The sequence below is a fragment of the Nocardiopsis sinuspersici genome, assembly GCF_001998325.1.
GTDB lineage: Bacteria > Actinomycetota > Actinomycetes > Streptosporangiales > Streptosporangiaceae > Nocardiopsis > Nocardiopsis sinuspersici.
Genome location: NZ_MCOK01000001.1, coordinates 2,833,536 through 2,846,825, shown reverse-complemented (window position 1 = coordinate 2,846,825; position 13,290 = coordinate 2,833,536). Strand labels below are relative to the sequence as shown.

The 13,290-nt window shown below is 72.3% G+C and carries 11 protein-coding genes; 8 read left to right on the top strand and 3 right to left on the bottom strand.

What is annotated here, in order from left to right; all coding sequences use genetic code 11:
- The first annotated feature begins 42 nt into the window (after positions 1-42).
- The gene (locus tag NOSIN_RS12245; RefSeq protein WP_077690860.1) at positions 43-738 is read left to right on the top strand and encodes a potassium channel family protein; all 696 of its coding nucleotides are present in this window, start codon (positions 43-45) and stop codon (positions 736-738) included.
- Between the two features lie 72 nt (positions 739-810).
- On the opposite strand, the gene NOSIN_RS12240 is transcribed toward NOSIN_RS12245, so the two are convergent.
- Positions 811-1,413, bottom strand: coding sequence for a uridine kinase family protein (locus tag NOSIN_RS12240; protein ID WP_077690859.1), 603 nt, complete (start codon positions 1,411-1,413; stop codon positions 811-813).
- A 111-nt stretch (positions 1,414-1,524) separates the two neighbouring features.
- On the opposite strand from NOSIN_RS12240, the gene NOSIN_RS12235 reads away from it, so the two are divergent.
- From NOSIN_RS12235 to NOSIN_RS12205, 7 genes are all read left to right on the top strand, one after another.
- Positions 1,525-2,700, top strand: coding sequence for an ROK family transcriptional regulator (locus tag NOSIN_RS12235; RefSeq protein ID WP_077693556.1), 1,176 nt, complete (start codon positions 1,525-1,527; stop codon positions 2,698-2,700).
- Between the two features lie 313 nt (positions 2,701-3,013).
- Entirely contained in the window at positions 3,014-4,159 is a 1,146-nt protein-coding gene (locus tag NOSIN_RS12230; protein ID WP_077690858.1) for a sugar ABC transporter substrate-binding protein, read from the top strand.
- An 82-nt stretch (positions 4,160-4,241) separates the two neighbouring features.
- Positions 4,242-5,039 carry an ATP-binding cassette domain-containing protein gene (locus tag NOSIN_RS12225; protein ID WP_077690857.1) on the top strand — a complete coding sequence of 266 codons (798 nt, stop codon included), beginning with the start codon at positions 4,242-4,244 and terminating at the stop codon, positions 5,037-5,039.
- Positions 5,039-6,319, top strand: a complete 1,281-nt coding sequence (locus NOSIN_RS12220; RefSeq protein ID WP_077690856.1) for a sugar ABC transporter permease — start codon at positions 5,039-5,041, stop codon at positions 6,317-6,319. The genes NOSIN_RS12225 and NOSIN_RS12220 overlap by 1 nt, the downstream gene beginning before the upstream one ends.
- 298 nt (positions 6,320-6,617) lie before the next feature.
- Positions 6,618-7,352: a TSUP family transporter gene (locus NOSIN_RS12215; RefSeq protein ID WP_227014386.1), complete on the top strand. Its 735-nt coding sequence runs from the start codon at positions 6,618-6,620 to the stop codon at positions 7,350-7,352.
- Positions 7,353-7,619: 267 nt separating this feature from the next.
- The gene (gene dxs / locus NOSIN_RS12210; RefSeq protein ID WP_077690854.1) at positions 7,620-9,542 is read left to right on the top strand and encodes a 1-deoxy-D-xylulose-5-phosphate synthase; all 1,923 of its coding nucleotides are present in this window, start codon (positions 7,620-7,622) and stop codon (positions 9,540-9,542) included.
- Between the two features lie 69 nt (positions 9,543-9,611).
- Positions 9,612-11,009 (top strand): FAD-dependent oxidoreductase, encoded by a 1,398-nt coding sequence (locus NOSIN_RS12205; RefSeq protein ID WP_077690853.1) that lies wholly within the window; start codon positions 9,612-9,614, stop codon positions 11,007-11,009.
- Here NOSIN_RS12205 and NOSIN_RS27200 read toward each other — a convergent pair.
- Both NOSIN_RS27200 and NOSIN_RS12195 read right to left on the bottom strand, forming a co-directional pair.
- Positions 11,002-12,303 carry a neutral zinc metallopeptidase gene (locus tag NOSIN_RS27200; RefSeq protein WP_077690852.1) on the bottom strand — a complete coding sequence of 434 codons (1,302 nt, stop codon included), beginning with the start codon at positions 12,301-12,303 and terminating at the stop codon, positions 11,002-11,004. The two genes, NOSIN_RS12205 and NOSIN_RS27200, sit on opposite strands and share 8 nt — an antisense overlap.
- Before the next feature lie 134 nt (positions 12,304-12,437).
- Positions 12,438-13,184, bottom strand: a complete 747-nt coding sequence (locus NOSIN_RS12195; RefSeq protein WP_077690851.1) for a TetR/AcrR family transcriptional regulator — start codon at positions 13,182-13,184, stop codon at positions 12,438-12,440.
- Positions 13,185-13,290 lie beyond the last annotated feature (106 nt).

The window sequence follows — 13,290 nt, the reverse complement described above, 5'->3', positions numbered from 1 at the left end:
CGGCTTCCAGCCCGGCGGGGGAGCCCGTGCCAGAGTGAGCCCGTGCGCAGACGTGGAGGCGGTCCGGGCCGCCCCGTACGCCTCGGAGCGTTCCTGGGGTTCGTGGTCCTCGTCCAGTTCGGGTACCCCGTCACCCTCCACGGTCCTGTCTGGGCGGTGCTGTACCTGGTCGCGTACGTGGGAGTGGTGCTCTCCGGCATCCTGCTGGTACGGGAGGAGCGCGACCGGATCGCTCCGGCGGCCGTCACGGGCGCGGTTCTTCTCGGCTGCGGGACGCGGACGGGCGCGACCGGTGGCCACGGCCCGGCGCTGATGTCCATGTTCGCCGCGGCGGCGGCCTTCCAGACCGCGCTGATGTACTCGCTGCTGAGGTTCGTGTACCGCCGCAGCCGGACCCGTGAGCTCGACCTCGTCCTGGCGGCGGTGTGCGCTTACCTGTTGCTCGGCGGATTCTTCACCACCGTGTTCGCACTCCTGGAGAGCGCCTCCCCCGGAAGCTTCGTCGACTCCGTCCACCCCGGCGACCGGTTCGCCTGGCAGCAGCTCGTCTACTACTCCTTCGTCACCCTGGCCACCCTGGGCTACGGTGACGTCCTGCCGGTCTCGGCGTGGGCCCGCACGCTCTCCGCGGCCGAGGGGGTCGCCGGAACGCTGTTCCTGTCCACGGTCGTCGCCCGCCTGGTCGGCGCCTTCACCGGCCTCCACCGGATGGGGACGCCTCCACCGGACGCCGGCTGAGCGCCCCCGGCCCTCCTCGGTCCGGGGCCGGGCCGGAGCACGGCGGCGGGAGCCGACGGGTCCGGCTCCGTCTCAGCACGGCGGGTTGCCGACCACCGCGTCGGCGTGCTCCTCGGGGCGGTCCCGCCGGTGGAAGGCCTCCTCCTGCTCCGCCCACACGCGCCGGTAGGGCGCGTAGACGGCCGCGTCCCACCGGCCGTCCAGCCGCCGCGCGCGCTCGTCGTCGGGCGCGGCCACCCACACCAGCAGGTCCAGGAGGTCGCGCACGGCGGCGGCGCCGGAACCGGATCCCTCCACCACCAGGACCCCGCCCGCCGCCACGTCGTCGGGCAGGGCGGTCCACTCCCGCGCGAACGCGCCCCGCTCCCAGCGGTAGCGCCGCCACGCCGCCCGCCCGCCGCGCGCGAGCGGCTCCAGGACCCATGTCCGCAGCAGTCCCGGAGCCTCGGCCAGGCCCTCCCAGCCGGGGTAGAGGTCCTCCATGGTCAGCACATGGACCGCCTCCCCCCGCGCGGCCAGCGCCGCGGCCAGGTCCTCGGCCACCGTGCTCTTGCCCGCGCCCGAGCGCCCCTCGACCGCCACGACACGGGTGCGGCCCGCGCCGGTGGAGGGGACCAGCCGCGCGAGGCGGTCCGGCCATCCGTGCTCGGTGGTGCTGATGCGTGGTCTGGTCACGTTCGGACCCTAACGCCACCGACGCGAAGTTTCGGCTTACGTTCAATGCTTGTAACATTCCTCGCAACGGTGCCGAAGCGCCGGGAGACCACCGAGGCAGAGGGGCAGCTGGTGACCGAGGCCACCGTGACACCGGGATCCCAGTCCGCCCTGCGCCAGGCCAACGAACGGCGGGTCGTGGACGTGCTGCGCCGCGACGGGACGTGTACCCAGGCCGAACTGTCCCGGTCCACCGGCCTGTCCGCGGCCAGCGTCTCCAACATCGTCCGCGGCCTGCGCGCCGCCGGGACGGTCTCGGTGCGCGACACCTCCTCCAACGGCCGCCGGGCCAGGGCGGTCACGCTGCTGCGGCCGCCGGGCGCCGTCGTGGCCGTCGACTTCACCGCCGACCGCGTCCGCGTCGCGATCGGCGACAGCGACGGCAACATGCTGGCCCGCGAGGAGATCGACTACGACGTGGCCTCCGACGCCGAACGCGGGATACGGCGCGCCGCCTGGTTGACCGAGACCACGCTGGTCCGCTCCCGGATCGACCTGGGCACCGTGTCGTCGGTGGTGGTCTCCGTCCCCGGGCCGGTCGACCCGGCCACCGGCGAGGTCGGCGACATCTCCTGCGTGCCCCGCTGGGCGGGGTTCCGCCCGGCCAAGGCCCTGACCGAGCGGCTGGGGGTGGAGGCCCTGGCCGAGAACGACGCCAACCTCTCGGTCCTGGCCGAGCAGTACCGGGGCGCGGGCGTGGGGGCCGAACACGTGGTCCACCTGGTCATCAGCGAGGGCGTGGGCGCGGGCATCATGATGTCCGGCCGGCTCTTCCGCGGGGCGGGAGGCACGGCCGGGGAGGTCGGGCACATCGCGCTGGATCCGCGCGGACAGGTGTGCAGGTGCGGCAACCGGGGCTGCCTGGAGACCTTCGTGGGCGCGAACTACCTGCTGGACATGCTGCCGCAGAACAACGGTGCGGCCCGCGGCCCGCGGCCCGTCCGGATCCCGGACATGGTGGCGGCGGCACTGGAGGGCGACCCGGGCAGCCGGCGCATCATCGCCGAGGCGGGCACCGCGCTGGGCCAGAGCACCGCGATCATGGCGAACCTGTTCAACCCCGACCGGGTGATCGTGGGCGGTGAGCTGGCCGAGGCGGGGGAGCTGCTGCTGGACCCGATGCGCCGGGCGATGGAGCTGGGCTCGTTGGGAAGCGCCCTGGAGCGGCTCGAGCTGGTACCGAGCGCGCTGGGCCAGGACGCGGCCCTGTACGGCGCGCTGCGCATGGCCGCGCGGTACGCGAACTGACCCGAAGGTCAAGAAACCTCGCATCACGTACCATCGGCAGGTGTCCGCGCATAGGCTGACGGACGGCGAATGTCGAGGTCAGCGCCGCATGAAGGCCACGGTTCGGTAAAAACCGGAATTCCTTCACACAAGCTCACACGTCGGGATCCCCGCTGTGGCCTGGGTTTTCACTTCGTTCAAACCGTGAACGCAAGACTCGTGATGTTTCAGTTATGTGTTCAGGAGTTGACGGCAAGGTAGCGGCGGGGTTTGACTTCACTCCACCACTCGCGAGTTCCACCGTTCGTATCCCCCGTCATGAGAGGCACCCGCGTTGAACACACGACGCTTCGCACCGCGCCGCACGGCCGCCGGCGGTTTCGCCGCCGTCGGAGCCGCTCTGGCACTCCTCGTCTCGGGTTGTGGCTCGCTCACCACCTCGGGCGAGGACGCTGAGCGCGAGACCCACACCGTTGAGGAGGGGTTCCAGGTCGGCCTCCTCCTGCCCGACCTCCACACCGCTCGTTACGAGGCCTTCGACCGGCCCTTCTTCGAGGAGGAGCTCGAGAAGCTCTGCCCGAACTGCGAGGTGTCGTACGCCAACGCCGACGGTGACGTGAACGAGCAGAAGACCCAGGCCCAGGCCATGCTGACCGACGGTGTGGACGTGCTCGTCCTGGACGCCGTCGACGCCGCCGCCGCGGCCGGCACCGTCAGCGAGGCCAAGTCCCAGGGCGTGCCGGTGGTCGCCTACGACCGCCTCGCCGAGGGCGGTGCCGACATGTACGTCTCCTTCGACAACCACCGCGTCGGCCAGGTCCAGGCCCAGTCCCTGCTGGAGGCCCTGGAGGCGGAGGAGACCACGGGGGACGGCTCGATCGTCGTGATGCACGGTTCGCCCACCGACCCCAACGCCGCCAGCTTCAAGGCGGGCGCCCTGGAGGTCTTCGAGGACCAGATCAAGATCGGCCAGGAGTTCGACACCCCGGACTGGTCGCCGGACGAGGCCAACTCCCAGATGGAGGCCGCCATCACCTCCCTGGGCCTGGACGAGATCACCGGCGTCTACGCCGCCAACGACGGCCTGGCCTCCGGTGTCATCTCCGCGCTGCGCAGCGCCGGAGTCTCCGTCGAGGACCTGCCGCCCGTGACCGGGCAGGACGCCGAGCTGGCCGGCATCCAGCGCATCATCGCCGGTGAGCAGTACATGACCGTCTACAAGGCCATCCGGCCCGAGGCCCGCGTCGCCGCGGCCATGGCCGTGGGCCTGGCCACCGGTGAGGAGCCCAAGCTGGGCGAGCAGACGCTCACCGAGGTCGAGGACGGCTCCGGTGAGACCGTCGACGCCGTTCTGCTGGAGCCGGTCGCGGTCACCAAGGAGAACGTCGGCGACACGGTCGTCTCGGACGGGATCTACACCATCGAGGAGATCTGCACCGAGGACTACGCCGACACCGACTTCTGCCAGGAAGCCCTCTAGCACCGGTGCCACGGTCCGGTCCGGTCGGGCGGACCCCGCTGTCCGCCCGCCCGGGCCGGGACGAGAGAAGAGAAGCGAACGCATGAGCACACCAGTCCTGGAACTGTCCGGGATCTCCAAGACCTTCGGTGCCGTCCGCGCCCTGAGCGACGTCGACTTCCACGTCGGTGAGGGTGAGGTCGTCGCCCTGCTCGGCGACAACGGCGCCGGCAAGTCCACCCTGGTCAAGGTGATCTCCGGAGCCCACCCCGCGGACAGCGGCGGGGTCATCACGTGGGACGGCAAGCCGGTCAGTATCGGGAGCCCCTCCGACGCCCAGCGCCTCGGGATCGCCACGATCTACCAGGACCTCGCCCTGTGCGACAACCTGGACATCGTCGGCAACCTCTTCCTGGGCAACGAGAAGCTGCACTTCCCCGGCACCCTCGACGAGGTCGAGATGGAGGGCCGGGCCAGGGAACTGCTGGACTCCCTGTCCGTACGGATCCCCAACCTGCGCGTTCCGGTCGCCTCCCTCTCCGGCGGCCAGCGCCAGATCATCGCCATCGCCCGCTCCCTCCTGGGGCAGCCGCGCGTGGTGATGCTCGACGAGCCCACCGCGGCCCTGGGCGTCGCCCAGACCGCCCAGGTCCTCGACCTCATCGAGCGCCTGCGCGACAAGGGCCTGGGTGTGCTGCTGATCAGCCACAACATGGCCGACGTGCGCGCGGTGGCCGACCGGGCCATGGTGCTGCGGCTGGGCCGCAACGCCGGAGACTTCCCCATCGCGGACACCAGCTACGAGGAGATCGTGGCAGCGATCACCGGCGCCGCCGACAACCCGGTCAGCCGCCGTTCCGAGCGCACCGGTGCCTCGGCTCTGGCCACGGAGGACAAGTGATGACCCAGCAGACTCCTGTCTCCAAGGCACCCGCCCAGGGCGGGGCCGAGCCGGTCGCCCCCAAGAGCGACCCGCGACTGCTGGCCACGGTGGCCTCGCCCAAGGGCTGGCTCGACGCCTTCAAGCGCCGTATGCGCGGCGGTGAGCTGGGACCGCTCCCCGTGGTCATCGGCCTGATCCTCATCGCCGTCGTCTTCCAGTCGGCCAACGACCGGTTCCTGTCGCCGCAGAACCTGTCCAACCTGACCGTGCAGATCGCCGCCATCGGTCTGATGACCACCGGCGTGATCATGGTCCTGCTGCTCGGCGAGATCGACCTGTCCATCGGCTCCGTCGCCGGTCTGGCCGCCGCGGTCCTGGGCGTCGTCGCCGTCAAGCAGGGCGTCTCGGAGTGGGCGGCGATCGGACTCGCCATCGGGATCGGCCTCCTGGTGGGCCTGGTGCACGGCTTCGTCTTCGCGAAGCTGGGGGTGCCGGCCTTCGTGGTCACCCTCGCCGGCCTGTTGGGCTGGCAGGGCCTGCACCTGTACCTGATGGGTGCCGACGGCACCATCAACACCAGCCCGAGCGGGCCGATCGCACTCCTGACCCAGACCTTCTTCGTGCCGGTCGTGGGCTGGTCGATCGCGGTACTGGCCCTGGGCCTGTACGTCCTCGCGGTGTCCGTGGTGGAGCGGCGGCGCCGCCTGGCGGGCCTGCCCCACAAGCCCTTGACCGGGATCCTCCTCCGGACCGCCGTGCTCGCCCTGCCGATCCTCGGCGGCGTGTGGGTGCTCAACCAGTACAAGGGCGTGCCGCTGGCCTTCCTGATCTTCGTGGGCTTCGTCGTCGTCCTCGACCTCGTCCTGCGCAAGACCCGCTACGGCCGCATGGTCTACGCCGTCGGCGGCAACTCCGAGGCCGCACGACGCGCCGGTATCAACGTGGACATGATCCGCATCTCGGTGTTCGGCATCGCCTCCGCCCTCGCCGCCATGGGCGGGGTCCTGCTGACCTCGCGCAACTTCGCGGCGAGCGTGTCCACGGGTGGCGGCGAGGAGCTGATGATGGCCATCGCGGCCGCGGTCATCGGCGGTACCAGCCTCTTCGGCGGGCGCGGCAACGCCTACTCCGCCCTCCTGGGCGGCCTGGTCCTCGGCACGATCGCCTCCGGTCTGCTGCTGCTCCAGATGAACACCTCCGTCCGGTTCATGATCACCGCGGGGGTCCTGCTGGTCGCCGTCATCCTGGACTCCCTCTCCCGCCGGGGTCGCAAGACCCACGCCAGGGGAGGCGCCTGACCGGCGGACAAGACCCGCCTCCGGGGCGGTCGACGGTGTCCACTCCCCACCGTCCCGCCCGCTCCCACCCGGCCCGGCGCCCCGAGCGCCGGGCCGGGCCCTCGTCGTCCCGGCCGCCGGGTGCCGCCGGCGGAGCCGCGGGCCGTACCCGGGAAGGCGTCCCATGTCCCTATCCCCGGACCCCGGTCGGGAAAGTGGAGGTATAGCGTCGCACGCCGTGCCCTCACCATCTCCCGCCCCCACGGCTTCCGCGTCCACCCCGACCCTCACGGAGTTCCTCGCCCCCAGCGGCCACGGCCTGCTCGGACCGGAGGACCTGTGGGTGTTCGTCCTGTGCGTGGCGGTCTCCGTCCTCACGGGGGCCGTCGTGCAGAGCACCGTCGGCCTGGGGCTCGGCATGGTCGCCGCCCCCGCCCTGTCCTTCCTGGACCCCACCCTCATGCCGGGGATGCTCCTGGTCGCCGTGATCGCCCTGCCGGCGCTCACGCTCCTCCAGGAGTGGTCCCACGTGGACTGGCGGGGCATCGCCTGGGGACTGCCCGCACGCCTGCCCGGAACGGTCCTGGGCGTGTGGGTGGTCGCGGTCCTGGAGCCCCGGGCCCTCGCAGGGGCCGTCGGGGCGATGGTGCTCGTGGCCGTCGCGCTCTCGGCCGGGTCCCTGCGGGTGCGCATCACCCCGTTCTCACTCGTGGCGGCCGGCTCCCTGTCCGGCCTCGCGGGCACCGCCACCACGGTCGGCGGCCCTCCCATGGCGCTGCTGTACCAGCACGAGGAGCCCTCCACGGTGCGCGCCACCCTGGCCGCGTTCTTCCTCTTCGGCGGAGCGGTCTCCCTGACCGCGCTGGTCCTGGGCGGCCAGATGGACACCCGGACCGCCGTCGCCGGGGTCTGCGCCGTCCCCCTCGTCGTGGTCGGGTTCCTCGCCGGCACCGCGCTGCGCCGCCGCGTCAACGCCGGGCGGCTGCGCGTCGTCCTGCTGTCGGTGGTGTCCGTCTCCGCGTTCGGCCTCCTCGGCCAGGCGGTGTTCGGATAAAGCCACCTCAACGGGACGAACCGCTTTCGAAACCGAGTAATGTACGCGAAAACCCGGGTGGCGTCCGGCATGGTCCCGGTCACCTGGCGGGAAGACCGTACAGGGAGGCCATCCCGGTTTTCCGGCCCGGGAGGGGTGGGGTAGGACCCGTGGACGTACGCCCATAAACTCGGGTATGCATACCTGCCGGTAGCCGAACCCGGCCCACGTCAGGGGCCGGGGGCGGCAAACTCAACGGACACGCTGGACGAGGGGACTGACGAGACAGTGGCACTGTTCGAGTCGATACACAATCCGGAAGCGCTCAAGAGGCTCCCGGCCGATCAGCTCCCTGCGCTGGCACAGGAGATCCGGGGCTTCCTGGTCGACTCCTGCTCCCAGACCGGCGGGCACCTCGGTCCCAGCCTCGGCGTCGTGGAGCTGACCATCGCGCTGCACCGGGTCTTCGACTCACCGAAGGACCCCATCCTCTTCGACACCGGCCACCAGGCCTACGTGCACAAGGTCCTCACCGGCCGCCACGACTTCACCAACCTCAAGTCCGAGGGCGGGCTGTCCGGCTACCCCTCGCGCGCCGAGTCCGAGCACGACTTCATCGAGAACTCCCACGCCTCCACGTCCCTGTCCTACGCCGACGGCATGGCCAAGGCCAACGAGGTACGGGGCCGCGGGGACAGCACCGTGGTCGCGGTCATCGGCGACGGCGCGCTCACCGGCGGCATGGCCTGGGAGGCGCTCAACAACATCGCCGCGCGCAAGGACCGCCGACTGGTCGTCGTGGTCAACGACAACGGCCGCTCCTACTCGCCCACCATGGGCGGGATCGCCGACCACCTCGCCTCCCTGCGCCTGGCCCCCGGATACGAGCAGGCCCTGGACCTGGCCAAGACCACGCTCAACCGCACCCCCGTGGTCGGCCAGCCCCTATACGAGGCGCTGCACGGCATCAAGAAGGGCCTCAAGGACGCCATCCAGCCCCAGATGATGTTCGAGGACCTGGGTCTGAAGTACCTCGGGCCCATCGACGGCCACGACGAGCAGGCCATGGAGAAGGCGCTGCGCCGCGCCCGCGACTTCGGCGGACCGGTGATCGTGCACTGCCTCACCCAGAAGGGCAAGGGCTACGCCCCGGCCGAGAACCACGACGAGGACCAGTTCCACGCCCCCGGCCCCTTCGACGTGGCCACGGGCCAGGCCAAGCCCGGCCCCAAGGCCGTCAAGTGGACCTCCGTCTTCGCCGACACCATGGTGGAGATCGGCGCCGAGCGCCAGGACGTGGTGGCCATCACCGCCGCCATGCTCCACCCCACCGGCCTCAACAAGTTCGCCGAGGCCCACCCCGACCGCGTCTTCGACGTGGGCATCGCCGAACAGCACGCCGCCACCGCCGCCACCGGTATGGCCATGAACGGCCTGCACCCCGTCGTGGCCGTCTACGCCACGTTCCTCAACCGCTGTTTCGACCAGGTGCTCATGGACGCCGCCCTGCACCGCCAGGGCGTCACGTTCTGCCTGGACCGAGCCGGGGTCACCGGCAACGACGGCGCCAGCCACAACGGCATGTGGGACATGTCCATCCTCCAGGTGGTCCCCGGGCTCCGACTGGCCGCGCCCCGCGACGCCGAGCGCCTGCGCACCCTGCTGCGCGAGGCCGTGGCCGTCGAGGACGCGCCCACCGTCGTGCGCTACCCCAAGGGCGCCGTCAGCGAGCGGGTGGACGCGATCGGCAGGGTCGGCTCCATGGACCTGCTGCGCCGCGCCGGCGACAACGGCCACTCCAAGGACCTGCTCGTCGTGGGCGTGGGCACCATGGCCCAGGTCGCCTGCGAGGTCGCCGACCGGATGGCCGCCCAGGGCCTCGGCGTCACCGTCGTCGACCCCCTGTGGGTCAAGCCGCTGGACGAGGCACTGGTCGCCGAGGCCGCCGAGCACAGCGTCGTGGCGGTCATCGAGGACAACGGCCGCACCGGCGCCGTCGGCGACGCCGTGGCCCGCCTGCTGCGCGACCACGACGTCGACGTCCCGGTGCGCACGTTCGGTATCGCGCAGGAGTTCCTGGACCACGCCAAGCGCGACGACATCCTGCGCGCGCAGGGCCTGACGCCCCAGGAGCTGTCCCGCAAGCTCACCGAGACGGTCTCCCGCCGCACCGACGCGGCCGCCGGCGCACTGGCCGACGAGACCGCCTGAGCCGTCCCCGGCCGCAGGCCGCCGCCCCTTGGGCAGCCCGGGAACGCCCCGGGCTGCCAGAATGGGCGCATGACCTCTCCCGAACCTGAGCAGCAGCCCATCGAGGAAGCCGAACCGCTCCGCGTGGCCGTGATCGGTTCCGGCCCGGCCGGTGTCTACGCCGCCGACGCCCTCACACGGCAGCGGCGCGTACCCGTCCGGGTCGACGTCATGGACCGCCTGCCCACCCCCTACGGGCTGGTGCGCTACGGCGTCGCCCCCGACCACATCAAGATCAAGGGCGTGGCCCGGGCGCTGCGCAGGGTCCTGGAACACCCCGACGTGCGCTTCGTCGGCGGAATCGAGTTCGGCACCGACCTCACCCGCGCCGACCTGGCCCGCACCCACCACGGCGTCGTCTACGCCACCGGGGCCAGCGTGGACCGCCGTATGGGCGTGCCGGGGGAGGACCTGCCCGGCAGTGTCGCCGCCACCGACTTCGTCAACTGGTACTGCGGCCACCCCGACGCCGAGCTGGAGCGGTTCGTCCTCGACGCCGAGGAGGTCGTCGTGGTCGGGGCGGGCAACGTCGCCCTGGACGTGGCCCGCATCCTGGCCAAGACCGCCGACGAGCTCCGCCACACCGACATCCCGCAGCCGGTCCTGGAGGTGCTCGCCGCCAGCCGCGTGCGCACCGCGCACCTGCTGTCCCGGCGGGGCCCGCTCCAGGCCAAGTTCACCGCGCCCGAGCTGCGCGACCTGCTCGCGCTGCCCGGAGCGGACGTGGTCGTGCGCGCCGACCAGGTCGACATCGACCCCACCGCCGTGGGCACGGGAGCACCCGAGCTGCGCGAGGTCTCCCGTGCCGCGCGCACCAACCTCAGGCTCCTGCGTGAGCACGCGCGGCGTCGGCCCGAGGGGCGGCCCCGCACCGTGCGCCTGCACTTTTGGACCCGTCCCCAGGAGGTCCTCGGCGCGGACCACGTGACCGGTGTGCGCGTGGAGGAGACCCGCCTGGACGCCGACGGGCGCCTGGCGGGCACCGGGCGGACCACCGACCTGCCCGCCGGGATGGTGCTGCGCTCGGTGGGGTACGCGGGCGTCCCCCTGTCCGGGGTGCCCTTCGACCCCGAGGGGCGCACCGTCCCCCAGGAGGGGGGCCGGGTCCTGGACGCCGACGGACGCGTGGTCCGGGGGGACTACGTCGCCGGATGGATCAAGCGGGGCGCCACGGGGGTGATCGGCACCAACAAGTCCGATGCCGCCGGAACCGTGCGCTCCCTGCTGGAGGACGCCGGGACGCTGCGCGGGGCGGCCCCGGACCTCGTGCCGCTGGAGACGGTCCTGGACGAGCGCGGGATCGCGCACAGCGACTACGAGGACTGGCTGCGCATCGACACCGCCGAGGCCGAACAGGCCGTGGAGCTGGACCGGGGGGAGCGGGTCAAGCTCCACGGCTGGGAGGCCTACCGCAGGGTGCTCAGGTGACCTGGTCCGGGTCGGCGCCGTAGGTGTTGCAGCCGTCCAGGGTCGGCTCCGACCAGCCCTGCTCCAGCCAGAGCGCCCGGTGGGCGGCGCTGCCGTGCGTGTCGAGGTCGCCGCCGCTGTTGAAGTTGGCGTTGACGGCCGCCAGAGTCTCCTCGTCGGCGCCGGTGATCCCGCGCAGGCCCACCCCGGCCATGCACTCGGCCTGGAGCTCGGTGCGGCGGAGCGTGTCCAGCGCGTCCGCCTCGCTCCCAGCGTTCCAGCGCAGGTCGTGCGAGATGGCGAGGATGCCGGTGACGTGCTGCACGTGGTGGCCGTACTCGTGCCCCATCAGGGCGAGCCAGACGTCCTCGCGGTGCCGCGCGGGGATCTGGGCGCCCATCTGGCGGACGTTGGGCAGTACGACGGTGATGCGGGCCAGGTCGCTCTCGTAGTAGGCGAGCGTGTAGCCCTCCGCGCCGTCGGCGTCGGGGGAGTCCTGGGTGACGGCGAACTCCAGGGGCTCGACGGACAGGCCCATCCCCTCCAGCGCCGGTGTCCAGAGCGTGTCCAGACAGGCCCCGGCGGCGGTCGCGAACTCCTCCCAGGACTCGTCCGAGCCCATGTCCAGCTCGGGGGTGTCGCACTCGACGGCCTCGGGGACGGCCGTGCCGTAGAGGGGGTGGTCGACCAGGTCGACCTCCACCGTGTTGGGCCGCGCGGCCAGGCGGTCGTCGTAGTGGGCGGACAGGTCGGTGCCGCTCGGACGGGGCTCCTCGCGGGGGGCGGTGACGACCATGAGGATGCTCGCGGCCAGCGCGAGGAGGGCGATCACGGCGGCCACGGACGAGCCGACCAGGACGCCCAGGCCCCGGCGGCGCCGCCGTGCCGCCGGGGGCGGGCCCCACGGCTGTTCCGGCGGCGGCCACCCGGCGGGACGGTGGGGAAAGGCCGGGGAGCCGGGGACGTACCGGGGGCCGGGAGGCCCGTAACCGGGTGCCCGGTGCTGGTCGTACCGGCCGGCCTGCCAGTACGGGCCCGGCGGGGGAGCCTGGTCCGGCCCGGTGGCCGGAGCCTGTCCCCGGCGCTGGTCCCAGGGCGGGGGCGGTCCCCAGGCCGGAGCCGGCCTCCCGGGCGGGGACTGCGCCGGCCCCGGGGGGAGGCCGTGCGGGCGCTCCTGGGGGCGCTGGTCGTGCACCGGGCCGGCGGGCCCGCCGCCTTCGGGTCGGGCGTCTTCGGGCCGGGTGTCTCCGGGGCCGGGCTGTTGTGGCCGGGGGGCCTCGCCACCGGGCCGCTCGCCGCCGGGTCGGTTCTCCACGGGGTCCGTCCTCGCTATCGTGCCGCAGCATGCCGGGCTGGCCGCATCCGCCTGGGGAGGGCGAATCCGGCAAGAGTCACAGACCTCCAGTATGGGGCTTAAACCGGCGTGCACAGGGTCACCGGACCACTACCTCACGGCGCCTGGTAGCGCACTCCGAGGCCTGTCAGTATGTTCTGAAGCTCGGACTCGAAGAGTGGTTCCATGTCGCGCATCACGAAGTTCATGTGCTCGAACACCTCCATGCACACCACCCCGTACAGCCGCACCCAGCACGTGCTGAGCACCATGACCGCCTCCACCGGGATGTGCGGAGCCGAGAAGCCGCAGGTGTCGGCGAAGGCGCGCAGCTCACGGGCCAGTTCGGGCGTGATGCGGGCCCCGTCGGGCAGCGGGAAGCGCTCCTCGGACAGCAGCCGGTCGAAGAGCGTGTAGAAGGTCGCGCCGAAGCGCCGCCCGGCCTCCAGCGCCGGTGTGACGTCGGTCCCGGGGGCCAGGCGCACGCGCGGACCGAACATGGTGGCGAACTCGGCCCGGTGCGTGACGGCCCAGGACCGGAAGGCGCGCAGCGAGGTGAGGATGCGCAGGTCGGTGTCCTCGGAGGGCACGCTCGCGTCGGCGGCGGCCACCGCGGCGGCCAGTTCCCCGAACATGTCGGCGGTGATGAGCACCAGCAGCGAGTCGATGCCCGAGACGTAGCGGTACAGCCCCGGCGCGGTCATGCCCATCTCCCGGGCGATGGCGCGCAGGGACACCCCGGCGGCTCCCTGCTCGACCAGGTGGCGGCGGGCGATCTCCTTGATCTCCACGAGTGTGGCCTCGCGCACACGCTCGCGGCGGCTCGGTCTACCGGCGCCCCGGTCCAGCTGCGGTTTCGTCATCTGCTGCGCTACGTCCCCTCTCGGGCGCCGGTCGGGGCGCCGTGGTCCTCGTCGGACATCTTGACATCGTAACGCCTGCACGCTTTAGTGAACGCCGTTAGCAAAC